The sequence below is a fragment of the Mediterraneibacter flintii genome, assembly GCF_055387595.1.
Genome location: NZ_AP031405.1, coordinates 744,039 through 769,197, shown reverse-complemented (window position 1 = coordinate 769,197; position 25,159 = coordinate 744,039). Strand labels below are relative to the sequence as shown.

Sequence of the window (25,159 nt, the reverse complement as noted above, 5' to 3'; positions counted from 1 at the left end):
AACTTTCTGCTATTTTTTGGCATCTTCTTCCCGTTTTATGCCTCCTGTCTGTGCTTTTGCCGCAGCCTTTAAATATGCTTCATATTCCCTATTTTCCCTGCGGTTTTTTATAAATTCTCCAATTGTTTTCTTTATGCCTTTAAAAAAATGTCCATTCACAATTTGTAGAAGCCCTTCTGCCATACCCATACTGACTATTCCCTCTGTCATCTTCGCCAGAGCACGAAAGGGAATATTATAAACAAACAGAATATTTAAATTGGGGGTTCCTCTCTTTGTGCTGCTTTTCTCTTTGTGATCCAGACACTTCCAGACCAGCCGCGCCCATATGCTCTTTGCATAGTACATCTGGGAAATGGTATCATTGATATCCAGCGCTTTTTTCCATCTGCCATCTGGAAGCGGATGCCCTAACAGCTTTTCAAATTCTGCATCCTCCACATGGTGTATCTTTCCAGCATAGTACGAAGGGAGCTCCTCTTTTTTATATGGATATTCCTCCGTTGTTCCCTGGACTTTGTATTCTCCTGCCAATCGTATATCTTCTATATTGGCGCCTACCATGATCCGGTATGTTCCTTCCTCTGTTTCCCACTTTTGCGTTTTTACATTCCAATATCGAAATGTCTTGTCATCAAATGGTATCTCTGCCTTTTTACTTTCTTTTGCCCTTAAATATACTTTTGTAAAGCCTTTTAATTCTTTAAATGGGCGAAATATTTTACTATCCGGCAGACCGACATACAGCTGCGCGATTTCAGCCCCGTCATATTCTCCTGTGTTTGTAATTGTAAATGTAATTCCAGTCGTATTTACCTGTAAATCGGAATAGGAAAATGTCGTATAAGACAGTCCATAGCCAAAAGGATAGCACACCGGAATCTTTGCCGTATCGTAGTAGCGGTATCCTATATAGAGCCCTTCCCTATACTCAGCCGAATATTCCTTGCCTGGGAAATAGAAATAAGCCGGAGTATCTTCACAGCGAATCGGATATGTCTCACTTAGTTTTCCCGACGGATTTGACCTCCCAGTCAAAATATCCAGTATAGCCCCCGCGCCTGCCTGTCCCGTCAGAAATCCATGCAAAATTGCTTTACAACAGTCTTTCCATTCCATCTCAATGGCAGAGCCTCCGCTTAATATGCCTACAATATTAGAATTCACTTTACAAAGCCCTTCTAATAATGCAGTCTGGTTTTGGCGAAGCTGCATATTTTCTCTGTCTTTTCCCTCTACCTCACTTATTTCATCCAGTCCGAAGAAATAGAGCACAATGTCAGCCTTTTCTGCCAGTGCAAGCGCTTCCGCTTTCAGCTTTTCATCTCTTTTTCCTGTTCGCCTGTAGCCTTTCGCAACCCCCAAAACCTCCAGTTCATAATCCTTTACTACTGTTTTGATATTTTCCAGAAACGTAGGATTGACCAGAGATGACCCTGCGCCCTGGTATCTGGGATTCTCTGCAAAATCGCCGATTATAGCCACTAACGTATTTTTTTGAAGCGGCAGAATGTGCGCTTCATTTTTTAAAAGTACTGCACTTTCCTTTGCCGCCTTCTTCGCCAATTCATGGTGTTGTGTCGCCTCAAAATCTTTTTTTCTGCTTTCCTTTCCGGACAGTTCTGTTACTGCTTGTAGAAGCCCCTCTACACAAAAATCTATTTCTGCCATAGATACTTTCTTTTCTTCCACTGCCTGAACCAACTGCCGCGCCGAATCCAGCCCCGGGAAAGGCATTTCCAGATTAGAGCCGGCCTTTACCCCTTTTGTGTGGTCGTTGGAGCCTCCCCAATCTGTTACTACAATTCCTTTAAATCCCCACTCATCCCGAAGAATCTTTTTGAGCAGATATGAATTTTCGTTTGCATACACGCCATTTATTTTATTATAGCTTGTCATAATTGACTTTGCTCTGCCTTCTTTGACAGCAATCTCAAACCCTGTCAGATAGATTTCCCTTAAGGTTCTCTCATCTAAAACAGAGTTCACAGACATTCTGTGTAATTCCTGATTGTTTACCGCGAAATGCTTAGGGCATGCGTATACACCCTGGCTTTGTATTCCGCGTATATAGGCTGCTGCCATTTTTCCTGCCAGATAGGGATCCTCCGAAAAGTATTCAAAATTTCTGCCGCACAGAGGACTCCTTTTCACATTCAAGCCAGGTCCAAGAAGAATATCCACCTGCAAGGCAACAGCTTCCTTTCCAAGTGCTTCGCCCAGTTCTTCCCCCAGTGATTCATCCCAACTGTTTGCAATAGTAGCAGCGGTGGGAAAGCAAGTAGCCGGCACAGACGGATTTAGCCCCAGATGATCTCCCTCCCCATCCTGCCGACGGACTCCATGAGGTCCGTCGGCACAAAACAAAGAAGGGATTCCAAAGTGGGAAAAATCTCTCGTCTCCCATTCGTTCTTCCCGCTTAAAAAAGCAGCCTTTTCCTTTAATGTCATCTTCTCGATAACCGTTTTTTGTTTACTTTCCATTTTCTCCTACATGAACATTCTTTTTAAAATTCTTCCAGTTCTTCCTCCATTTCCAGTAAAATGCACCTGCTCCCACAACAGCAATCACATCTACTGCTATCAGTATATAGAGCCAGTATGGTGTAGGGCCATAATAACCGATGTCCATAGCTGTGGAATTTGCCACCGTATACAAAATATTGTGGCAAGCCTTTCGCATCGCCTGTTTTCCTGCATTACTCGTATCATTTACAGGACTTCCTACTGTATCAAGCATCAAGTCATTTCCTGCATGAATTCCCTGATCTGCATTCATACAGTCCGCTGCTACCCAGTCTGAAATAACCATACCTTCAAAGCCCCATTCTCCACGCAGAACATCTGTCATCAGTTCCTTTACTGAGCCACTCCATTTTGCACCGATCCTGTTATAGGATGACATCATGGCGTGGGCATTTCCTTCCTTAACCGCAATTTCAAACGGCCGCAGATAAATTTCCCGAATTGCTTGTTCATTCCCCCATATATTCAGACCTGTCAACGTATTTGCACACTGGTTATAAATAGCAAAATGTTTTACATAATTATATACTTTGTTTGTATTAAACCCTGTTATAAGGCCCGCAGCCATCTTTCCTGCCACTACAGGATCTTCTGAATATCCTTCATATCCTCTGCCATTAAACTGTGTCCTGTGTATATTGATAGTCGGCCCGTAAATACCGCTGATTCCCCACGCAACAGCTTCTGCACTAAAGGCCTCTCCCATCTTTTCCGCCAGCTCCTGATTCCATGTGCTTGCCAATACAACACCCGTTGTATAGGAAATACCCTCATATGCTGTTTCATTTACCAGAGCCTTAATTCCTGCCGGTCCATCTAAATCTATCGTATACGGTTTATCCACTGATTCAATCACCTGTGTCGCGAATCCGCCGTATCCTATGAGATACTGCATGTCTTCAACGGAAAGCTGTTCCAAAAGTTTTTCCCACATTGGATCATCATAGGATTTTCCTATTAAATCTTGCAGCTTCAATCCGTTATCCCGAATCACTATATCCTCCGCTTCTGGATCTTCTGGGGGAGTCAGATCTTCCCATGCTTTCTTTAATTCTTCAGATGCTGCTCTTTCATGCGGTACATCTTTTGGAATCGTTCCTTCCCAATCTGCTCTGGATACATACGTAATTTCCGTTACTCCATCGTTTTCAATATCTTTAAATCTTGCTACAGCAGCTGTTTCATCCGAATCTCTTTTATTTCCTTCATCGTAAATGATTGTACTATCCACTGTATAATCTCTTGTATCGATTATATCGTGTGCATTTTTCATCAATTTGACTTCATATGTGCCTTCCTCTAATACATAACAGCCATTTGTAATGTAATCAAATGATGCCATTTCCTCTACAGCAAAAGAAATTTTAATTTCTTCTGATTCGCCTGGTTCCAACAATTTTGTCTTTCCAAAATCAGCCAATACAACATGAGATTTTTCAATTCCTCCCGTCTGATATGGAGCTGTATAATAAACCTGCACTACCTCTTTTCCTGCCGCATTACCGGTATTCGTAACTTTAACCGTCATATTGATATTTTTATCATCTGACGTAAAGTCTGCTATCTCCTGCTCAAAGGTTGTATAAGATAAACCATATCCGAAGGGATATTGTACTGCTTTTCTATACTCTTCTTCATTTACTTCACCTGTCTCATTATCTACCCAACGTGTTTCATAATATCGATACCCGACATAGATTCCCTCTGCATAATCAGCATATCCCTGCCGTACTTCTTCTTCCTTTCCTCCGAAAACACTCGCCATAAATTCAGAATCTGTATACGAAAAGCTCCCAAAATTCTCAACCGCCGGAGCAGAAGTCAGATCATAAGCATATGTATCTACTGTACGCCCCGATGGATTCACCTCTCCGCTTAAAATACTGCCTACGGAGTTCATGCCTGTCTCTCCCATTCCACCGATCCAAAGCGCTGCGTCTACTTTACCTTCTTCTAAAAATCTTAATTCCATAGGATAGCTGGAATTCAACAATAAAATCACTTTACCAAATCCCATGTTATCTACCATGTTGATAAGCTCTTTTTCCTCCTGGCTTAATTCCAGATAATGTTCGTCAGGTGTACCTCCAAGACTGCTCATATCCAGAGGTAGATCTTCATATCCTTCCCCTCCTGTGCGGCTCAGAAATATCAGCGCTACATCTGAATATTCTTTTGCCTGTTCCAGCATCTCATTAGAATACTCATCTACTGGGATCTGAATCTTACAATAGTCTGTATTAAATGTTCCCATACTGTCTACTGTATTACTTTCCAGGTCACTTTCTTCGTAGAATTGTTCAAGTTCAGGATTCGCTGAAATCCCTGCATTTTCCAATCCTTCATAAAGACTGATGCAGTTTTCCGTATTCCCTGCTCCCGTTCCTACTCCGCTATACACCGGATGCACAGATGACCATCCAAAGACATTTACTTTTTTCTCTTTTTCACTGTCCATGTCTAAAGGAAGCGCCTCATTTTCATTATGAAGAAGCACTGCACCTTCATCCACTATTTCTTCTACCACCTTACCCGCAGCCTCTGACGCCTCAGCCGTCTTCTCCTTATCTACGTCTGCCTTAGAAAAAAACTGTGTAATAACATTGTAAAACATTCCTCCGGCAATATTTACAGCAAGCAGAACTACCAGCAGGATACTTATGATCACTACACTGGTTTTCTTTGGTTTTTTCACCTTTTTTTCCATCTTTCTCTCTCCTTTTCCTCTTCGGCAGTCCATTTTCGTTTTTTACTTTTCCGGCTGCCTTTATTTTCGTGCTTTCATTCACACGCTTTCTGCTTGTCTTTGATTCTATCAGTTCTTTTCTTTCTGTGCCTCATTTTGCATAAACTGTTGTTTTTCTGCTTAAATTGTATATAGTATTGTGTATTTTATACAAAAACAGCGCCAAAATTTATGCATTATGCTTATTTTGACGCCATTTGCTTTCCCTGAGCAGTTCCCTTTTCCCTTTATTTTCTTTCCTCATTTTTGCAAAAAATTCATATCCATAGGGATCAATATTTTCAAATTAAACCAATTATCACAGCATTGAATATCTACTTCTCCCTTATATTTATGCACTGTATAGCGCAGGCTTTTTAAGCCATATCCATGAAATGTTTTTTCTTTCTTAGTCGTAACAGGAAGACTTTCTTCGAGCTCTAAGCTCCCTTCATAATAATTTTCAAAACGAATCATCAAAAAACTTTTCTGTAGAAATGTACTGACATGAATCAGCCTTTTTTCTTTCTCCGGTATCTGCTTCTCACATTCGATCGCATTATCCAGCGCGTTTCCGAAAATAGAACATATATCCATAACGTCCATAAATTCAAACAGCTTTCCATCCACCACACAGGTCATAGAAATATCGTTTTTCATACAGAGAAGATTTTTCGATGTCAAAAGAGTATCTAATACTTTATTCCCTGTCCGGTTCTGCGCTTCATAGTTCTGGATTTCTTCTTCCATTTTATCCAGGTATGCTTCTCTTTTCTGTGCGTTTTCCTCTGCGCGCAGCGCTATAATATGGTGCTTTAGATCATGATACTTATAATTGATAAGATCCATAGCCTCTTGTGACTGCTGATACTGCATATACTGATTGTAAAGAATACTCTGCACACTCTCCAGCTCATGCCGCGTGCGGAGCTCTATCCGCTGTACATGGTAGGCATACATAATTACAATGCCTCCTAAATCTACCAGAGTCCGTACATTAAAAATTTCTGCGCTCTGCTGTCCGCCAAATATCGTATCTGCAGATACAAATCCCAGATTACTGATAGAAAAAACTGCAAGCCCAATGATAATGTACGCTGCCAATTCTTTGTTTGTAACCAGATATGACTTTTCTTTTGTACCGGATTTTCTATACAGTAACCAGACAATGCAAAATACGAAACTGTAAATCAGTACCAGCCAGAATATTCTAAATACAACCCCATCCATTGCCATTCGAAGTGACAGCCAACAATATGTCTGCCACTCCAGAGATGCCGCAAATTCTGCTGCTACAAACGCGCGGACACAATAATATCCCGCATCCTTTCCACTGACGCGGCAGCAAAGATAAATATATCCATACATGAGTCCGACTGCCGCACCCATGCAGAGAATCCATAGGAAATTCTCCATGCCCTGTGTCACTTCCAGAAAAAGCACCTGTATAGCCAGCGCGCCTACAGATATACCTATAAATCTCCATCCTGTTACTCTTCTCTTTACTTCCGCTATACACAAAAGACAGGCAAGCCATTCCGCCAAAGCCGTATAAAATCGAGGAATATCCGGTAATATCGTACTCACAATATCCACTTCTGCCACATTCATCTTAATTCCCCCCAATGCCTTGTCAACGCCTGCATAAAATCATTCATTCTCGGTCTACTAATCTGTAAACTCTCTCCTTTGACTACGGCGCACTTATCCTGTATCCCGTCCACATGTTCCAAATTAATCAAGTAACACTTATTTCCACGGTAAAAGCCCATGTTTTCTAATTCTTCCTCTGCAGATCTCATCGTCCCTGCTGTTGTATATTCTCCGCCTGCCGTATGATAGATTAAATTATGCCCCTGACTTTCTACATAGTATATATCTTCCACATCCACCCTAAACACGCCTCCCTTGACGGAAATCATCACATACTTACGCTTACGGTTCTTTATTCTGGCAACCGCTTTTTTCAACTTCTGGCTAAATGCAAAGTATGTCACCGGCTTCAGCACATAATCCAGGGCATCTACCTCATATCCCCGAATAGCATACTGCGTCATATTCGTTATAAATATAATAATCACTTCTGTATCCTTTTTTCGTATCTCTTCTGCAGCGGTCATTCCGTCCACAAATTTCATCTGAATATCCATAAAAATAATATCAAACTGAGCCTTATACTCCGCGGTAATTCCATCCCCATCCCGATAGACTGATATTTGAAGCTCTTCTCTCTGTTCTTTTTCATAACGCCGTAAATATTCTGTAATCTGGTCTATATAATTTTGTTCATCCTCTACTACAGCAATACGAATCATTCTTTTTCCACCTTCTCTTGACCGTCCTCTGGCATGCAGCTCTCCTTAAGCAAACCACTGCACTTTCATCCATTACAAGTTACTGGAATTAATATAGCATATTCCAAATTATTTGTCATTTCGTGCTCTTTCTCAGTGAAATTTCTTAAATTTCTATTTTTTCTTGTAGTTTGTTTTCTAATGTGTTAAGGTAAGGGTACCTTTTCTAACATCTGTCTATATTAGGAAAAGGAAAGTAGCTTTATTTCTTATATAAGGAATCTATATTCTAAAAATTTACATGTATCATTCTATTTATGTTCATCTGATGGACAATCGGTTTTTCTGGTATTTAACTGCCAGGGCATTCTAAATTTTTACCCAATGAAACAAAGGAAAATGCTGTAACAGCATCTGTTTTATTACTTACGCTGCAGGTGAGGTATATATTTGTGTGTTTAATGTCTACTTTGCAGAGAGCGCCATATCGTTTGCGGCAAATGCTGTGTAACTTAAGGGGAAAGTGTTGTAAACCGTAAGGCTTTTCCCTATAATAAAAGGAGGAAAAGTAAATATGGAACAAAAACCATTGAAGGATTTGAATCTGCTGGATCGTTTTTTATTCTCACAGGCTGCTGATGACCCAGATACAATGCGGGACATGCTGGAGATTATTCTGGGAAGGGAGGTTGTTTTAAAACTTCTGCCCCAGACAGAAAAAGAGCAGCGCACCCATCCATTGAACCGGTATGTCCGTCTGGATGTCTGGGCAATGGATGAAGAGGAACGCATATACAACGCAGAGGTGCAGAGAGAGGATACAGGGAATCTGCCAAAACGGAGCCGGTTTTACCAAGCGTTAATTGATTCCAACCTCTTAAAGCCAGGAGAAGTGGGATTCCAAAGGCTGAATCCCGTCTACATTATTCTTATCTGTCCCTTTGATCTGTTCGGATATGGGTTATACCGATATACCTTCCAGATGCAGTGTAAGGAAGTACCTGAATTGTCATTACAGGACGACGCTGTTCGGATATTTTTAAATACCCGCGGACAGCACACAGAAGGCGTACCACAAGAACTGATAGAGCTGTTAAGGTATATGGAGCATACCACAGAGGAAGTAAGTGCCTCTTGTACCAGTGAGAGGATACATAATATCCAGAAACGGATCCATGCAATCAAATCCAGTGAAAAGATCGGGGTGAAATACATGCAGGCATGGGAAGAAAAGATATTGGAGCAGGAAAAAGCACGTGAAGAGGGGCGTAAGGAAGGACGTCAAGAAGGACACGCTTCTGGATTAAAAGAAGGTTTAACACAAGGTGGTATGCGAAAACTACAGGAATTAGTAGAAAAGAAAATACAAAAAGGATATGGAGCAGAAGAGATTGCAGAAATGCTGGAAGAAGATATAGAAACCATTCAAAAATTAATAGAAGAAATATAAATTTAACGAAGCAACAAGCAGTGCGAAAAGAACAGACAAACTTCTGTTTACATGCGAGCATGCCACAGAGTTTGCCTGCTTCTTTTCATTCGGCGACTGCCGATAGCGAAATGGAGCGTATGCGGAATTGAGCTGGCACTGCGGAAGTTGGCAAAAGGGACATGTGAAAGAGATGCTTTGCATTTCCAATCGGAAGTAGTATAGATACTTCTAATTGAAGGGCTATAACAACGTGAAGCCGTTCTCTTTTTTATGGATTTCAGTTAGGGAGCCACCTTCCTATAGACGAAGGAAAATCTTCTGACTGGGAGTCTGCAGCAGCGTGAAGTCGATTCTTTTCTGTTTGAAATTATAAACTTAAGCTGGCGAAAGTGTAAGCACAAGAGGGCGTGTATTGCAAAAGTGAGGAATTCCGGCGAAGCCCTGACGAACGTTGCAATACACGCCCTCTTGTGCGAATCATTTTCGTCAATTAACTTTCTATTTTCATCTTTTTCAGTTCTTTTCTTGCGAATAGTACTGCGAGTGTAAATGCGGCGGCGTCTGCTATCGGCCCTGCGAACATCACACCATCAATTCCCATAAAAATTGGGAAAATGAGAATCAAGGGCAAGAGAAAAATGACCTGCCTCGTCAAAGACATCACAATTCCAAGCTTTGCTTTTCCAATGGAGGTAAAAAAGCCAGAGGACATCGGCTGGATTCCATTGACAAAAGTCAGCAGCATAAAAATCTTTAGATAATGTTCGGCAAACTGGAAATACAGTTCACTTCCACTGCCAAAAAGCCCCACAATCTGATGTGGAAAAAATTGAAAGCACACAAAAAAGAGAACAGCAACCGTTGTACATAGAGTAACAGAATAACGATATGTCCTTTTCACCCTGTCATACTTTCCCGAGCCGTAATTAAATCCCCATATCGGCTGACACCCCTGAGAAATTCCGATGCAAATTGCCAAAAATACTTGATTTACTTTTGTAATAATTCCTACGCAGGCAATTGGGATGTCACTGCCATATACAGAAGCTTCGCCATAATGTCTCAAAATATTATTCATTGCAATCTGTACAACTGCCATTGCTATCTGATTAATGCAAGAGGCAAGTCCCAGCGAAACAATAGCCCGCAGATACACAGCACCAGGACGCAGCATCTGTCTTGTCAGTTTCATCTTCTTTAGCTTTACAAAATACACAATCACAAGAATGCCTGAAGCTACCTGTCCGATTACTGTTGCCCATGCCGCACCTTTTATTCCCCATCCGAATCCAAATATAAAGAGTGGATCCAAAATGGTATTCATCACCGCCCCTGTCAGCATACATGTCATTGAATATGTAGGGCTTCTGTCTGCTCTTACCAGATGATTTCCCCCTGTAGTCAAGACAAAAAACGGTAGTCCAAATGCTGTAATTCCCACATAATCCATCGCATAAGGCATAACGTCCGGTGTTCCCCCAAACAAATGAAGAAGCGGTTCCAAAAACAACAAGATAATGATTGCAATTCCAGTTCCGCATATTACAAGCATTCCAAGACCAGTCCCCGCTATCCTGCTTGCTTTTTCTTCCCGTCCTGCCCCCATTTCCAAATTATAGTTTGACGCACTTCCTATTCCAAGAAGCAATGCCGTTGCCGTTGAAATAATGGTAACCGGAAATGCAATATTCGTAGCTGCATTTCCTAACATCCCAACTCCCTGTCCAATGAAAATCTGATCGACAATATTATACAGGGCGCTTACAAGCATGCTGATGATTGCCGGAATCGCAAACTTTGCAATCAGCCCGCCCAGCGGAGCACTCCCCAGTGGATTTTCCGCCTGTACTGCTTCCTTTTGTTTTTCCAATATTTTATCCTTCTTTCTCCTTTGTCTTCCCTCTGGATTTTCCTGCACTCTTCCCTCTTTTCCTCTCTATACCTGTCCATAGATTTCTTTGGGAACGTATGCCTTCGTCATAATTCCCTCTGGGGTATATTCTTCCAAAAGAAGCTCTCCATTCTTTCTGATAAGCTGAATTCTCCATGCTTCTGTAAAGGGATATAAACGCTCAATATAAATCTGCTCCCTGCGTATAATTTCCATCAATACTTCTTTTAATTCTTCCATCCCCTGTCCGGTTTTCGCAGAACATAAAATAGAATAGTCCGCAGCTCCATCCCTGATACTGCTCTTTGCTTCTACTTTGTCCTGTTTGTTAAACAATGTAATAATCGGTTTTCCCTGTACCCCTAGTGTCTGCAGCGTATCATACACTACATGCATCTGCATGTCCATCTGCGGGTTGGAGGTATCTACTACATGTATAATAATATCCGCATATTTTGCTTCCTCCAGCGTACTCTTAAATGCTTCTATCAAATGATGCGGCAGTTTACGGATAAATCCCACTGTATCCGTCAGCAGAATCTTTTGAGTACGGCTTAGATACAGTGTCCTTGTCGTTGTATCCAGTGTAGAGAAAAGCATTGCATCCTCCAAGATTTTTGCATCCGTCAATCTATTTTCAATGCTGCTCTTTCCAGCAGAAGTATATCCTACCAAGGCTGCCACTTTCAGACTGGAGTCCTTTCGCTCCCTGCGGATTAAATCCCTGTGTTTTTCTACTTCCTTTAATTCTCTCTTTAATCGGCTAATCCTCTCACGAATCAGTCTCCTGTCTGTCTCCAGCTTCTTTTCTCCTGGCCCACGTGTTCCTATCCCACCTCCTAAACGAGACAGAGAACTGCCAAGTCCTGACAGACGCGAAGCACGATAACGAAGCTGTGCCAGTTCTACCTGTATCTTTCCTTCCCCCGAAACAGCGCGCGCCGCGAAAATGTCCAAAATTAAGAGAGTTCGGTCAATAACTTTACACTGCAGCTCTTCCTCTAAATTTCTAAGCTGCACACTTGTCAGCTCATCATCACAGATAATCCCGTTTGCATCTGTTTCCCACAGAAGCTCTTTTAGTTCCGCCAGCTTTCCCTTGCCAATATAGGTTACCGGATGCACTGCTTCTCTTGATTGAATAAGTCTTCCTTTGACTTCTGCTTTTGCTGTCCTGGCAAGCTCCTCTAATTCATCCAGAGAACATTTTGCATCCTCTGCTCCATCCAACTGAATCCCTACAAGAATGACCTTTTCTGTTGTTTCCCTCAAATCAAAACCTACCATCATTTCTCCTCTTATCCGTCTTCCTAATTCCCTCTTTTCCGTCAGCGCTACTTTAAGCGAATAACAAATACAGGGAGAGGCGGATTGTTCTCTCGATTATAATAACAGTTTAAAATTACCAGCCATTTTTTAGAATCAAGTCTTTTTAAAAAATCCAGTAATGCTTCTTTTTCTTCATATCCTGTATCCTTTCCACTGTAAATACAAAGACTCATAATTCCACCTTTTTTCAAAAGCTCCATTCCTTGTCTTACCCCTTCTACACTTGTCTTTGCTCTTGTGGCTATCCGGTGATCCCCTCCCGGCAAATACCCAAAATTAAACAGCACTGCCGACACTTCTTCCTCTACATAGGAAGCCATCTGCTCATGCCCTTCCTGAAAAAGCACAGCGCGCTCCATATATCCCGCCTCTTTCAGCCTCATTTTGGTGTGCTCTATCGCTGTCTTTTGAATATCAAATGCATAAACCTTTCCCGTTCTTCCCACACATCTGCACAAAAATTCTGTATCACCGCCGTTTCCGGCAGTAGCGTCCACGCAGCAGTCTCCTTCTGCGATATATTCTTTCACGAAGCGATGGCAGTATTCTGTAATCTGATAACTTCTCATCTTTTCCTCCTTTTTCGGCAATACGGCAGTTCTTCGCTCCGCTGCGTTCTGTACGAGACGCATACTACCGGTGTGCAGCACCGCCTGCCGAGTGTATCGCGCCAAAAAGAGGCAGGTCTTCCTGCCTCTATCTTGTCTTTAAAAATTCTGCTTCTTTCACTGCTCTCTCATCATCTGGATAGGTTTCGAGATATTCTGCTATTTTTTCCTTTGCCGTATCCCAATCCGCAGATTTCTCAGCGCATACAATTCTATTGTACCGCATTTCCTGAAGAAGTCCTCCATCGATCGTTTCCTCTGAAGCTCTGGCGTCAGCCAGCGCAAGACCTGTTTCAAAATATTCAGAAGCACCTGCATAGTCTTCTGTCTGCATCGCACTGATTCCCATAAGGTTATACAATTGAGGCGTCTCCTTTACGCCTTTATCCAGTGCGTTTTGAAATGCTTCCAAGGCCCCTTTATAATCCTCCTGTTCATACAGTGCCATTCCCAGTCCCCTATATGCCTCTGCTGTATCCTCTTCTTTTTGTACTGCTTCTTCAAAGCTTTCCGCTGCCTTTTTATAGTTTCCTTCTTCCAACTGTTTTGTGCCGTCCTTTAACGCATTCCCACATCCTGTCAGCATACAGACAGCGAGAATCACAGGCAGAATTTTCCGTATTTTCATCATCTACACCCCTTACTCCGGATATTTAATTACCCAGAAAGAATTCAATATATTCAGTAACATAACCCCCATATCCGCAAAAATGGCATTCTGCATAGTTACAAGTCCAAAAAAGGCAAGCACCAGCAAAAATACCTTCATTCCGACTGCAAATATCATATTCTCCTTCACAGAACGCAGCGTTCCCTTTGAAATACGAATTGCATTGATAATTCTAGAAGGCTCATCTTCCATCAAAATAATATCTGCTGCTTCCAACGCAGCGTCGGCTCCCAGACCTCCCATAGCAATTCCTATGTCTGCTCTTGCAAGTACCGGAGCATCATTGATGCCATCGCCTACAAAAGCCAGTTTTTCTGACTCCATCTGGCTGTCTATAAATTCTTCTAACTGCTCCACCTTATCCTCCGGCAAAAGTTCTGCATACACATAGTCCATCCGCAGTTCTTTTGCAACTGCATGTGCGGTCTCTTCATTGTCTCCTGTCAACATAACCGCTTCCAGATTATGTTTATGTAGCCACCGCATCAGCTGCCTTACGTCCTTACGGATCACATCATCAATCAAAATATAACCGGCATATTCTCCAGAAACCGCTACATATACGGCTGTACCGCTTCCATTTGCAGGGGCAAAGAAAATGCCCTCCTTCATCATAAATTTATAATTTCCTACGATTACATCCTTGCCATCTACTTTTGCCTTAATCCCAAAACCGGAAAATTCCTGAACTGCCTCTACTCTCCCCAAGTCAATCTCACTTTTACAGCTCTCTCGGAGCGAAAGCGCAATCGGATGCGTAGAATAAGCCTCCGCTGCCGAAGCAATATCCAACAATTCCGCTTCTGTCATGTTTTTAGGCTCTATTGCACGTACATGAAACACCCCTTCTGTCAATGTCCCTGTCTTGTCAAATACAAATGTTTCCGTCTTTGACAGAGCCTCCACATAATCGCATCCTTTAATCAATATTCCTTGCCTGGACGCTGCGCCGATTCCCCCTAAAAAGGCAAGCGGTACAGAAACCAAAAGACCACTTGGACATGCCGCCACCAAAAATATTAGTCCTCGGTATATCCATTTCTCTGTTTCATGTCCTGGCAACATCATCGGTGGCAAAATCATAACAAGAATCCCCAGAAGAATCACCACTGGCGTATAATATTTTGTAAACCGTGCTGCCAGATTCTCTGTCTCTGCCTTTTTATTGTTGGCATTTTCCACCAAATCAACAATTCTAGAAGCGGTTGAATCTCTGTATAGCTTCTTTACTTTCGCCTCAAGTCCCCCACTCAAATTAATGCTTCCGCTGTAAAGTCGGTCTCCCGGCTTTACTTCTACGGGTTCATATTCTCCTGTAAGCGCCTTTTTATCAATGGTACTGTTGCCAAATGTAACCACCGCGTCCACAGGAATTCTATCTCCTGGCTTAATGATAATAACGTCGCCTATATTTAATTTTTCTGGCAGAACCGACTCTTCTCCGGTATCTGTTTTCAAATTTGCAGAATCTGGACGTATGTCCATAAATTTTGCAATAGATTTCTTCGTCCTTCCAAATGCTATTTTCTCTATCAATATTCCAATCTGAAAGAACAGCATTGCCCCTGCCGCCTCTGCGTTTTTTCCAATACAAAAGGCACCGATAGTAGCAAGTATCATCAGCAGGTTTTCATTAAAGAACTGAAACTTTCGGATACCTTTGAGCATTTCCCAATATGTCTCAAAGGAAATAATTATATAAGGTATTAAGTATAGAATACACTGTATTGTTTTCTCCTGGCTCTGATACTTTCTGGTACTTAATGCCGCCAGATAAAAAAGTGTTCCAACACCGATTTCCAGCCACTTTCTCTTTACTTCCTTCCCCATCACGCACTACCTTTTCTGCTTTACTTTTATTCCCTTATATGCTCCATTCCCTGATTCATAATCGTCTTAATATGACTGTCTGCCAGTGAATAAAACACGGTCTTGCCTTCTCTTCTGTTTGCCACCAGCTTCATCTGTTTAAGAACTCGGAGCTGGTGAGAAATTGCAGACTGTGTCATATCTAGTGTCTGTGCCAGATCACAGACACACATTTCAGACTGGAACAATGTATATAAAATACGAATCCGCGTCGTATCTCCGAATACTTTAAAGAAATCCGCCAAATCTCTTAATTCTTCTTCCTGCGGCATATGTTCCTGGACATTTTTCACAATATCTTCATGCACATGTATATAGTCACAGTGCTCCACTTCTATTTTATCCATAGGTTCTTCTCCCTTCATATGAGCAGCCGTTCAAATTTTATTATACGTGAAACAGGTAACATGGTCAAGCTTTGTGGACGTAAGAAAGCATAGGAAATCCACATTTTCAGGGGTTTTCCTATGCTTTTTACGCTTTTATCCATATTTTTACATTTTTATATCAGATATGCCTGTTTTTCATATCCTTATTTAGAATTTTTTATATAAAACTCGTATAGAATTCAAAATACAAAGCACTGCTACTCCCGTATCTGCAAACACTGCCATCCACATATCTGCCATTCCCGCAAGTCCAAGTATCATAACAAGCGCTTTAATTACTAAAGCAAATACGATATTCTGCTTTGCAATCGTCCCTGTTTTCTTTGCGATCATCAAGGATTGTGGTATTGCCTCCATCGCAGAGGTCATAAACACTACATCCGCAGCTTCGATTGCCGCGTCTGCCCCGCTTCCCATCGCTGCTCCGACATCCGCCCCCGCAAGTACAGGTGCATCATTAATGCCATCGCCGACAAACATTACACTTCCATGCTTCTGCCGAATAGAGACTAATTTCTGTACTTTATCCTGCGGCAGAAGTCTTGCATATATTTCATCCACACCTGTCTTTTCTGCCACTGCACGTGCATTTTCCTGCGCATCTCCGGTCAGCATTGCTGTAAGTATCCCCTGTTTTTTCATTGCCCCTATCGCCGGAGAAGCATCCTTTTTAATTTCATCAGCAATCTGAATTCTTCCGATATATTCTCCGTCTGCCGCCAGAAATACTTCTGTTCCATATGTGCTCCTCGCCTTTTCCGGAAGCTGAATCTGAAAATCTCTCATTAATTTTTCATTTCCACAGAGTATCTCTTTTCCTTCTACCTTTGCTCTGACACCTTTTCCGGAAATTTCCTCCACACTTTCAGGTCTGTCAAGTGCAATGTTTCTCTCTTTGGCAGCCATTAAAATACTGCTTGCAATCGGATGTGTTGATACCTGCTCGCAGCTCCCCGCATACGCAAGTAAAGTTATCTCATCTTGTCCCTTTTCCGGTACAATTCCCTGTACTGCAAAGTTTCCTTCTGTTATTGTTCCGGTTTTGTCCATAACCACTGCTTTTACTTCATTTAATGCTTCCAATGCAGCTCCGCCCTTAAAAAGAATTCCTTTTTTGGAGCCTGCTCCAATTCCGGAGAAGAAGGCAAGCGGAACGCTCAATACCAGCGCGCACGGACAGCTGATTACAAGAAATGTCAATGCTGTATATACCCAGTAATTCCAGTTACCTGTCACAATAGATGGGAGCACTGCGGTCAGTACCGCTAAAGCAACTACAAATGGAGTATATACTCTGGAAAATCTTGTGATGAATCTGTCTATCTTCGGTTTGCTTGCAGCAGCATTTTCAACAGAATCCAGAATTCTGGTCACCATAGATTCTCCCAGAACCTTCTCTACTTTTATTTTTAACATTCCTGATGTATTGACACAGCCAGAAGTAACCGCATCCCCTTTTTGTACAGAAACAGGCACCGGCTCTCCCGTAACAGGAGATGTATCAATCCTGCTCATTCCCTCTACAATAACAGAATCCAGAGGGATCCTGTCGCCAGGCCGCACAAGAAGTATATCTCCTATTTTAGCGTCTTTTGCAGGAATTTCTTCTGTATGTTCCCCCTGTACCAGATTTACAACCTCCGGACGCATATCTACTGCGTCCATAATCTGGCTTCTGCTTCTTGCCACTGCAATTTCTTCAAACAAATCCCCTACTCTGTAGAACAGCATAACGCCGACTGCCTCAGAATATTCCCCAATAATAAAAGCACCCAGAGTTGCAATGCTCATAAGAAAATTTTCATCAAATATCTGTCCTTTTCCAAGATTCCTAACCGCAGTCCACAATACAGACCGCCCCAACACAAGATACCCAACGACAAATAAGACTGGAGAAATATAGCCCCCGAAAGTCTCTGTCATTTTCCCAGCTATCAGAAGCACTGCTCCGATTCCAATCTCACAAAAATCCTTTTTATTTTCTGCAAAACGCCCTCTTTTTTCTTTCTCCCTTCCAGCAGTTCCCTCTTCTCTTTTTCTGACAGCTACTTCGCTTTCAATCGAAGAACAAATTTTCTGAAATTCCGGAAGCAAATCTTCAGACGTGTTTTGGACGATCTGAAGCTGTTTTGTTGCAAATACAATGTTCGCAAAATCAACCTGCGGCAACTCCTGTATCTTTCTCTCCATTTTTGCTGCACAGTTTGCACATCCTAAATTTTCTAATATATAAATATCCTTCTTCACATTGTCAAATGCATGATTAAATGCTCTGCGTTCCACTTCTTCATGGTGATGCCCTTCATGCGCGTGGTGATCGTGCCCGCATCCACAATGGTCTTCATGTGTATGATGGTCATGCCCGCATCCGCAGTGGTCTCCATGTGTGTGATGGTCATGTCCGCATCCGCAATGATCTTCATGTTCGTGATGATGGTCATGGTGGTGGTCATGCCCTTCATGTTCGTGATGATGTTCGTGATGGTGATCACACTCTGCGTCATGGTGGTGATGTCTATGCTCCGCATGGTCATGCCCGCATCCACAGTGTTCCTCCGGCGCTTCTTCATATATTTTTTCTTTTAATGCTGCTTGTGCCATAACCTTTCCCTCCTTGACAAATTTTTCTATTTACTTTCAAATGATTGTATCTCTATCATATGAATTACTGTTCATATGTTCATATAATCACAAAAATAATACTTTGTCAAGAGGTATATGAAAATAATTCTATACTCTCCAATTAAAGTTATATTTCAAATATATAAAAACCTCCCAGAATTAAATTTCTGAAAGGTTTCATGCCACCATTTTATTCTATATTTAATACATTTCCATTTGTACGGATCACATCCCGATACCAATAGAATGATTTTTTTCTATACCGATTAAGGCTTCCTTTGCCGGAATCATCACGGTCTACATAGATGAAGCCATACCGCTTCTTTAGTTCCGCCGTAGAGGCACTGACCAAATCAATACATCCCCATGATGTATACCCCATCACATCCACTCCATCTTCTATTGCTTTACCTACTTGAAATAGATGCTGTTTCATATAATCAATCCTGTATTCATCCTCCACTGTCCATTCTCCGGATTCATCTTTTACCAGTTTGTCTACTGCGCCAAGACCATTTTCAACAATAAATAACGGTTTTTGATAGCGATCATAAAACTGGTTTAGCACAATACGCAGTCCAATTGGATCGATCTGCCATCCCCATTCACTTGCTTTTAAATATGGATTCGGTATCCCGCCGATCAGATTTCCTTCTCCTTCCTCCATCTTCTTCGCACTCTCACAGACACTGACATAGTAGCTAAATGAAATAAAATCCACCGTATTTTTCAGAATTTCTACATCCTCCGGTTCCATTTCAATCTTTACATTCTCATCTGCAAGATACCTGTCCAGATATTTCGGATATTTTCCTCTTGCCTGTACATCTGCAAAAAAATAGTTCTTTTGTTCCGCCTTCAATGCCGCCAGCACATCTTCTGGATTGGGAGTAAGCGGATATGTAGGCATGGCAAGAATCATACACCCCACTTTGGACTCAGGCATCATCTCGTGCGCTAATTTTACCGCACCGGCAGAGGCTACAAGCTCATGGTGGACTGCCTGATACAGATCTTGCTGCGTAAGTTTCTCCTTCGGAGTCAAAATCCCTCCACTGATTAGAGGTTGATGCAGTACAGAGTTGATTTCATTAAATGTCAGCCAATACTTCACTTTATTTTTATATCTGTCAAAAATTACTTTGCAAAATGTAAGATAAAAATCAATTAATTTGCGGCTTCTCCATCCATCATATTTTCTTGCCAGATGCAAAGGTGTTTCATAGTGGGAAATTGTCACAAGCGGCTCAATCCCATATTTGAGACATTCGTCTAACACATTGTCGTAAAACTGCAGACCTTTTTCATTTGGTTTTTCTTCGTCCCCTTTAGGAAAAATCCTGCTCCACGCAATCGAAAACCGGAATACCTTGAATCCCATCTCTGCAAACATAGCAATATCTTCCTTATAGCGGTGATAAAAATCTACTGCCACAAGTTTCATATTCTCTGCCGTAGGTTCCTCAGTCGGCGCTCCTTTTATTCCTTTCGGCATAATATCCTGTATAGACAACCCTTTTCCATCTTCATTGTAGGCGCCCTCACACTGGTTCGCAGCAACAGCTCCGCCCCACAAAAAATTCTCTGGAAATACAACTCTCTCCATAGGTACATTCTCTCCTTTTTTCAACACTTAACGAATAAAGTTTGTGCAGGACTTTGTTTCCATCTGAGGTCTTATAATCCCCTTTTCTGCTCCTGCTTTGATACACTTTAGCAGCCATGCCATATTATGTCCCAAATTTCGCATAGTCTGCAAACCTTCTGCATCTTCTCTTACTTCTTCTGGTGTGTTTCCATATACCATGTTCCAATAATTAGATGACACAATCGGCATACATGCGTTAGAAAAATATTTATTCAGCACGTCTATAGAGGCCGTTGTCCCTGCTCTCCTTGCAGACGTTACTGCCGCAGCCGGCTTATGCAAAAAATAGTCTCTGCCTGCATAAAATACACGATCTAAAAATGCCAGTATCTGTCCGGTAGGATGTGCATAATAAACAGGTGTTCCAAATATAAAACCATCTGCTTTCTTCATCTTATCCAGCCACGCATTAACAATGTCCTCTCTAAACACGCAGTATCCCTTTCCTTCTTTACGGCAAAATCCACATCCTGTACAGTCTCTTATAGGCTGGTTCCCCAACTGTAATACCTCTGTTTCTATGTGCGCTCTGTTTAATACAGTCTCTATTTCAGAAAGAGCCGTATAAATACATCCGTTCTTTACCGTACTTCCATTTATTAGCAATACTTTCATATAGTAATCCCTTCAATTTTGTCAGTTAAACTCCACTTATATTTCTCCTTTATCCTGCGGATAGACCACGCCCCATTCTTTTCTCAGTTCATCCATAATATGCATATAGCCCAATGATTCTTCCAACGGCATAATTTTGCTTTGTCCTCTCCCTTCCTCCACACATTTCATTACTTCATTGATTTCAAACTGATACCCCAACCCTTCATATGGGAATCGCTGCCATTCCTCTTTTTTTGTCTTATACTCGCATATTTGAAATTCTTTTGCTGCGTAAAAAGACGGAATCTTTATGGCACCTTTGGATCCATAAATCACGCTGTTCCAAGGGGAAGCTGTATCCGCCCCACAAATAAAGGAGGACATGCCACCGGAAGGGAACATAAGAATAACATGATCCCGAATATCTACTCCGTTTCTCAAATTTGCATATCCAAAATATTCTTCTGGGAGGTTTTCATATAAATATCCGGCAAGCGAAAGAGGATAGATACCTCCATCAAGTAATGTGCCCCCTCCTATTTCCGGATCATAGAGATGATAATTCGGTGCAAAAGGTACATCATAGGAAAAATCTGAAATAATCTGATGTATCTCTCCAATTTTCCCTGCCGCAATCTGCTGTTTGAGCTCTTGTACAGCAGGAATAAAACGTGTCCACATCGCTTCCATCAAAAACACGTGGTTTTCCATTGCGCAGGCAATCATTTCCTCCGCCGCTTTTGCGTTGACCGCAAAAGGTTTCTCGCACAGTACGTGTTTCCCATGTTCCATTGCGAGGATTGCATTTTTATGATGAAATGCATTAGGCGTTGTAATATATATAATATCAATGTCCGGATCTTCTACCAATGCTTCGTACTTTTCATAAGCACGTTCTATTCCCCACTTCTTCGTAAATGCCTCTGCCTTCCCCGGTGTATTTGACGCCGCCGCGAGTACCTTTCCTCCGTCTGACAAAGAAAAGTCTGGCAATACTTTATCCGCAATGAACCCCGGCCCCATTATCCCCCAGTGATACGTTTTTTTCACAGACACATCTCCTTTCATGCAGTCCAGGTTGCCGTATGTTCAGGATACATATTTTGAAACGCATAATAGGCTCCTAATAAATTTGCGTCGTTGTAGTATCTACATGGCCGAATATCCGGCATAGGCACAACCCCGTCAAACATTTGATTTATCCATGCCTCTTCTTCTCTTACAAGGCGGATATAATCTTTATTCACACTGATTCCTCCTCCGATCGCCACAATATCCGGATCGTACACAGCCTGAAGGTTATGTACAAGAAGCGCCAAGTCCCGAGCTGCAGCCCGAACTGCATGTTCCGCTTTTTTTTCTCCTTTTGTAAGACGTTTTAATATTTCCTCACACTCTATGCCCTCAGTACCATATTCTCTGATAATCTGAGAAGGAACGCCTCTGTATCCCCACATATTTTCCTGCAAATTCCAACTTTCATCCCGAACACCGTCGTCTTTGTAAATTGCATAGGACAGTTCGCCTGCGAATAAATTTCTTCCTCTTACTATTTCGCGATTTATAATCACAGTACCTCCGATTGCCGTCCCGACTGTAAGTACAATTCCATTTTTAGCTTTTTGCAGCGCTCCAGATTTTAATTCTGCATATGCAGCGGCCTTCGCATCATTCTCAATAGAGACTGGCAGTCCACCACATAGTTCGCTCATCATATCCGCCATATCAAGATCGCGGATATAATCGAGTGAACCTCCTGTATACATTTTTCCAGATTCTACGTCGATCACTCCTGGCGTACTCACTGCAATGCCTGTGACCCCTCGATAGTTTTCATATATTTTTCGAAATACATGCAGGAAATCAGAAAGGGCTTCTCTGGGAGTCGGAGTACGTTCCACTTTTTCAATATTAAGCTTCTCATCTAATATAGTATGTTTTAGAAAAGTCCCTCCTATATCTATACATAAAATTCCCATATCTTTGTCTCCATTTCATTTTCAGGTTTATTAAAAATTAAAGAATTTCTGATTATCCATTTCATAAAGTCCGATCCATTCACCGTTCTTCCCTTTCAGGCGGCATGAACGATAGGTATGCCCTGGAAACAGCTGGTCATTTACAACAATCTTTTCAAATCGTTCCGGACTAACTCCTTTTTGCTTAAGCAAAGCAATTGCCGCATCCAGATCACTTACACTGATTCCTAAATGATCAAAATTCCCTGCCACATCTTTTTTAGCACATGCATTATTCGCACACTGCATGATTTCCAGATAAAGTCCTTTCAGCTCTATCAACGCCCATTTCATGGGATAATATCCACTCGTATCGCCTTCATGTTTTTCGATCGTTTCTTTTATAATCTGAAAAGGAAGCTGCTTAGTATAAAAATACATTGTCCCTTCATAGTCATCTGTAAAAAGACCAATATGCGCCAACCCTTTAAATACTTGTTCCATTTTTATCTCCTATTCAATTAAATTGTCGTGATTGTTTCCACTCTGGCGCCTGTATTTGCAGCTCTTTCTACTGCATCCAGAACATCTATTACATGGCGTGCATGTTCCGGAGAAAGTCTTGGCACATGATGATTCTCTATTGCATCAATCAAATCTGTGAGTACTTGTGCCTGAAAATATTCTGTCTGCGGCTCCTCTCTTATCGGCTGTGGTTCCATCCATCCGCGTACGCCAATCTCCGGTTTGTCTACATACACATGTATCTTCGCTACCCCTTCATATCCAATTCCGCCGTCGATTACAATCGTACCCTTATCGCCATAGATTTCAATCCCTGCCGCAGGTGTAAGACTTGCCTTCTCTACAAAGCCGGTATTGACCATCCCTAGTGTTCCTCCACCAAAGTCGAGAGAAATCAAATAATTATCTGGAACTTCTTTACACTCAATCTTCTTTCCGTCCAAAGCTCCGGAACGAATTGTTCGTATCGGCTCCGATATAGCAGCCATACAGGAGACTGCTTTCACAGGCCCCAATAATGCTACTACCTGGTCAATTGCATGTACGCCAAGATCCAGGAGTGCTCCCGCCCCCTTTTTATAGAACCAGGATGGATCCGAATCACGATACTGATAGTATTCTGGTCCGCCATGTGTAACATCCATTTTAATCAAAGAAGGATGTCCTATCATACCTTCCCGGATCATCTTTGCAGCTTCTCTGATCTCTGGACGATTCCTATGTACCGGAGCAGCTGTAAGAAGCACACCGTATCTTTTTGCTGCCTCAATCTGTTCCGTAGCTGCCTTTACATCTGGCGCAAATGGTTTCTGAGAATACAGATGCTTGCCTGCACTTAATATTTTCATATTTATTTCATGCCGCCCAATAATCGAAGCGACACTCATACAAATTTCAACATCCGATTTTTTTAAAAAATCATCTACATTGTCATACCACTGGGGAATCCCAAAATTTTCCGCAACTGCTTTGGCACGTCTGCCATTCCTGTCGCACACTGCCGTAATCTGTGCATTTTTAATCCGCGCCATCTGCGGAATATACACCGTTTCTGCCAGATTACCACAGCCAACAATTCCTACTTTCCACACTTTCATATTCCTCACTACCCTTCCACGCGCCGCTTTTGAAGCTGAATCTTATTGTTATGTTCTCTCCAAGTAGAGATGCTCATAAAGATAAGGACGATAATCGCCACAATTGCCTGTGTAAACGTACTTTTAACACCGGAAAGTATAATAAGCAGCTTCACGATCTGAAGTGTAACACTTCCAAAATAGATTCCTACCAGCTGGTTCGTAGAGGCTCCTATCGCCTGCCCGATAAACACACACATCATTGCGTCAAAACAAGTGCTCATTGTACTCATTGGTGATGAAGACGCTTTCCACACACCTGTCCGCGCCAATGTTGCAAATGCATACAGTCCGGCAAACGCACTTGCTACCACGATTACTTTCAATTTTTCCTTGTAGATGTCAATTCCTTCCTGTGCGGCAATCGCCGGATCGTTGCCTACTGCCCTGACATGATAGCCGAACGGTCTGCCAAAATACAGAAAGATTGCTACAAGAAAAACAATCATTCCAAACACCATCATAGGTATAAAGTCAGAAAACACAACATACTCTCCTGTTACCAAAACGCCAGCGCCATTGAAGATGATGGCGGATAAACTTTCCAGTAAAAATACCATTCCCAGGGAAACGATCAATGTCGGAATCTTAAGCAGATAATACAACATCCCCGTCACTGCTCCACAGAAAGTCCCGATTGCCAGGCACAGCAGCAACATTCCAATCGGACCAAGCCCAAAATTCAATGCAAGGTTTCCTCCTACAATTGCAGAAATCATTGCAACTGCTCCTACCGAGAAATCCCAGTTTCCTATCTTCATATTGAAACTGACGCCCCATGCCAAAATTGCCGCCGGTACTGCCTGATACACCATGTTTTGTACCGTACCAAAACCAACATTCCCCGGAAAAAGCAATTTCGTAAACAGTAGTAAAACTATTGGTATTGCAATTGTTTTAATCGCTATTATAGTTCCTTTTGCGACTCTATTCATTGTAG

The 25,159-nt window shown here is 41.9% G+C and carries 19 protein-coding genes; 1 reads left to right on the top strand and 18 read right to left on the bottom strand.

Going from position 1 to position 25,159, the window contains the following annotated elements; translation table 11 throughout:
• Positions 1-9: 9 nt before the first annotated feature.
• From ACZ5C4_RS03590 to ACZ5C4_RS03575, 4 genes are all read right to left on the bottom strand, one after another.
• Positions 10-2,484, bottom strand: coding sequence for a glycoside hydrolase family 3 C-terminal domain-containing protein (locus ACZ5C4_RS03590; RefSeq protein WP_464519835.1), 2,475 nt, complete (start codon positions 2,482-2,484; stop codon positions 10-12).
• Positions 2,474-5,233 carry a glycoside hydrolase family 3 protein gene (locus tag ACZ5C4_RS03585; protein ID WP_464519834.1) on the bottom strand — a complete coding sequence of 920 codons (2,760 nt, stop codon included), beginning with the start codon at positions 5,231-5,233 and terminating at the stop codon, positions 2,474-2,476. Before ACZ5C4_RS03585 ends, ACZ5C4_RS03590 begins: the two co-directional genes overlap by 11 nt.
• Before the next feature lie 279 nt (positions 5,234-5,512).
• The gene (locus tag ACZ5C4_RS03580; protein ID WP_464519833.1) at positions 5,513-6,862 is read right to left on the bottom strand and encodes a GHKL domain-containing protein; all 1,350 of its coding nucleotides are present in this window, start codon (positions 6,860-6,862) and stop codon (positions 5,513-5,515) included.
• Positions 6,859-7,566: a LytR/AlgR family response regulator transcription factor gene (locus tag ACZ5C4_RS03575; protein ID WP_464519832.1), complete on the bottom strand. Its 708-nt coding sequence runs from the start codon at positions 7,564-7,566 to the stop codon at positions 6,859-6,861. The genes ACZ5C4_RS03580 and ACZ5C4_RS03575 overlap by 4 nt, the downstream gene beginning before the upstream one ends.
• Positions 7,567-8,119: 553 nt before the next feature.
• Here ACZ5C4_RS03575 and ACZ5C4_RS03570 point away from each other — a divergent pair.
• Positions 8,120-8,995 (top strand): Rpn family recombination-promoting nuclease/putative transposase, encoded by an 876-nt coding sequence (locus ACZ5C4_RS03570; protein ID WP_464519831.1) that lies wholly within the window; start codon positions 8,120-8,122, stop codon positions 8,993-8,995.
• Positions 8,996-9,467: 472 nt separating this feature from the next.
• Here the strand turns inward: ACZ5C4_RS03570 and ACZ5C4_RS03565 are convergent, their stop codons facing one another.
• The 14 genes from ACZ5C4_RS03565 to ACZ5C4_RS03500 all read right to left on the bottom strand — a co-directional run bounded on the left by ACZ5C4_RS03565 (position 9,468) and on the right by ACZ5C4_RS03500 (position 25,154).
• Complete coding sequence (locus ACZ5C4_RS03565) at positions 9,468-10,847, bottom strand: MATE family efflux transporter (RefSeq protein WP_464519830.1); 1,380 nt, start codon at positions 10,845-10,847, stop codon at positions 9,468-9,470.
• A gap of 66 nt (positions 10,848-10,913) precedes the next feature.
• On the bottom strand, positions 10,914-12,155 hold the full coding sequence (gene hflX, locus ACZ5C4_RS03560) for a GTPase HflX (RefSeq protein ID WP_464522299.1): 1,242 nt from the start codon (positions 12,153-12,155) through the stop codon (positions 10,914-10,916).
• A 47-nt stretch (positions 12,156-12,202) separates the two neighbouring features.
• A complete protein-coding gene (gene mnmM, locus ACZ5C4_RS03555; RefSeq protein ID WP_464519829.1) occupies positions 12,203-12,766 on the bottom strand; it encodes a tRNA 5-(aminomethyl)-2-thiouridylate-methyltransferase MnmM in 564 nt (187 codons plus the stop codon).
• Between the two features lie 127 nt (positions 12,767-12,893).
• On the bottom strand, positions 12,894-13,436 hold the full coding sequence (locus ACZ5C4_RS03550) for a tetratricopeptide repeat protein (protein ID WP_464519828.1): 543 nt from the start codon (positions 13,434-13,436) through the stop codon (positions 12,894-12,896).
• Positions 13,437-13,445: 9 nt separating this feature from the next.
• Positions 13,446-15,305 (bottom strand): heavy metal translocating P-type ATPase, encoded by a 1,860-nt coding sequence (locus ACZ5C4_RS03545; RefSeq protein WP_464519827.1) that lies wholly within the window; start codon positions 15,303-15,305, stop codon positions 13,446-13,448.
• Between the two features lie 26 nt (positions 15,306-15,331).
• Entirely contained in the window at positions 15,332-15,691 is a 360-nt protein-coding gene (locus tag ACZ5C4_RS03540; RefSeq protein WP_186877058.1) for an ArsR/SmtB family transcription factor, read from the bottom strand.
• Between the two features lie 189 nt (positions 15,692-15,880).
• Positions 15,881-18,334, bottom strand: coding sequence for a heavy metal translocating P-type ATPase (locus ACZ5C4_RS03535; protein ID WP_464519826.1), 2,454 nt, complete (start codon positions 18,332-18,334; stop codon positions 15,881-15,883).
• A gap of 211 nt (positions 18,335-18,545) precedes the next feature.
• Positions 18,546-19,961, bottom strand: coding sequence for a glycoside hydrolase family 1 protein (locus ACZ5C4_RS03530; RefSeq protein WP_464519825.1), 1,416 nt, complete (start codon positions 19,959-19,961; stop codon positions 18,546-18,548).
• 27 nt (positions 19,962-19,988) lie between these two features.
• Complete coding sequence (locus tag ACZ5C4_RS03525) at positions 19,989-20,618, bottom strand: flavodoxin family protein (RefSeq protein WP_464519824.1); 630 nt, start codon at positions 20,616-20,618, stop codon at positions 19,989-19,991.
• Positions 20,619-20,654: 36 nt separating this feature from the next.
• Complete coding sequence (locus ACZ5C4_RS03520) at positions 20,655-21,650, bottom strand: Gfo/Idh/MocA family protein (protein WP_464519823.1); 996 nt, start codon at positions 21,648-21,650, stop codon at positions 20,655-20,657.
• Positions 21,651-21,664: 14 nt separating this feature from the next.
• The gene (locus ACZ5C4_RS03515) at positions 21,665-22,579 is read right to left on the bottom strand and encodes an ROK family protein (protein WP_464519822.1); all 915 of its coding nucleotides are present in this window, start codon (positions 22,577-22,579) and stop codon (positions 21,665-21,667) included.
• 30 nt (positions 22,580-22,609) lie between these two features.
• On the bottom strand, positions 22,610-23,062 hold the full coding sequence (locus tag ACZ5C4_RS03510; RefSeq protein ID WP_464519821.1) for a VOC family protein: 453 nt from the start codon (positions 23,060-23,062) through the stop codon (positions 22,610-22,612).
• Positions 23,063-23,079: 17 nt separating this feature from the next.
• Complete coding sequence (locus ACZ5C4_RS03505; protein WP_464519820.1) at positions 23,080-24,180, bottom strand: Gfo/Idh/MocA family protein; 1,101 nt, start codon at positions 24,178-24,180, stop codon at positions 23,080-23,082.
• Positions 24,181-24,188: 8 nt separating this feature from the next.
• Entirely contained in the window at positions 24,189-25,154 is a 966-nt protein-coding gene (locus ACZ5C4_RS03500; RefSeq protein WP_464519819.1) for an ABC transporter permease, read from the bottom strand.
• Between the last annotated feature and the right edge of the window lie 5 nt (positions 25,155-25,159).

Excerpts from the sequence above, each read along its gene's own strand:
- ACZ5C4_RS03590 (WP_464519835.1), bottom strand. The coding sequence starts at position 2,484 with ATGGAAAGTAAACAAAAAACGGTTATCGAGAAGATGACATTAAAGGAA.
- ACZ5C4_RS03585 (WP_464519834.1), bottom strand. The coding sequence starts at position 5,233 with ATGGAAAAAAAGGTGAAAAAACCAAAGAAAACCAGTGTAGTGATCATA.
- ACZ5C4_RS03580 (WP_464519833.1), bottom strand. The coding sequence starts at position 6,862 with ATGAATGTGGCAGAAGTGGATATTGTGAGTACGATATTACCGGATATT.
- ACZ5C4_RS03575 (WP_464519832.1), bottom strand. The coding sequence starts at position 7,566 with ATGATTCGTATTGCTGTAGTAGAGGATGAACAAAATTATATAGACCAG.
- ACZ5C4_RS03570 (WP_464519831.1), top strand. The coding sequence starts at position 8,120 with ATGGAACAAAAACCATTGAAGGATTTGAATCTGCTGGATCGTTTTTTA.
- hflX (WP_464522299.1), bottom strand. The coding sequence starts at position 12,155 with ATGGTAGGTTTTGATTTGAGGGAAACAACAGAAAAGGTCATTCTTGTA.
- mnmM (WP_464519829.1), bottom strand. The coding sequence starts at position 12,766 with ATGAGAAGTTATCAGATTACAGAATACTGCCATCGCTTCGTGAAAGAA.
- ACZ5C4_RS03550 (WP_464519828.1), bottom strand. The coding sequence starts at position 13,436 with ATGATGAAAATACGGAAAATTCTGCCTGTGATTCTCGCTGTCTGTATG.
- ACZ5C4_RS03545 (WP_464519827.1), bottom strand. The coding sequence starts at position 15,305 with ATGGGGAAGGAAGTAAAGAGAAAGTGGCTGGAAATCGGTGTTGGAACA.
- ACZ5C4_RS03540 (WP_186877058.1), bottom strand. The coding sequence starts at position 15,691 with ATGGATAAAATAGAAGTGGAGCACTGTGACTATATACATGTGCATGAA.
- ACZ5C4_RS03535 (WP_464519826.1), bottom strand. The coding sequence starts at position 18,334 with ATGGCACAAGCAGCATTAAAAGAAAAAATATATGAAGAAGCGCCGGAG.
- ACZ5C4_RS03530 (WP_464519825.1), bottom strand. The coding sequence starts at position 19,961 with ATGGAGAGAGTTGTATTTCCAGAGAATTTTTTGTGGGGCGGAGCTGTT.
- ACZ5C4_RS03525 (WP_464519824.1), bottom strand. The coding sequence starts at position 20,618 with ATGAAAGTATTGCTAATAAATGGAAGTACGGTAAAGAACGGATGTATT.
- ACZ5C4_RS03515 (WP_464519822.1), bottom strand. The coding sequence starts at position 22,579 with ATGGGAATTTTATGTATAGATATAGGAGGGACTTTTCTAAAACATACT.
- ACZ5C4_RS03510 (WP_464519821.1), bottom strand. The coding sequence starts at position 23,062 with ATGGAACAAGTATTTAAAGGGTTGGCGCATATTGGTCTTTTTACAGAT.
- ACZ5C4_RS03505 (WP_464519820.1), bottom strand. The coding sequence starts at position 24,180 with ATGAAAGTGTGGAAAGTAGGAATTGTTGGCTGTGGTAATCTGGCAGAA.
- ACZ5C4_RS03500 (WP_464519819.1), bottom strand. The coding sequence starts at position 25,154 with ATGAATAGAGTCGCAAAAGGAACTATAATAGCGATTAAAACAATTGCA.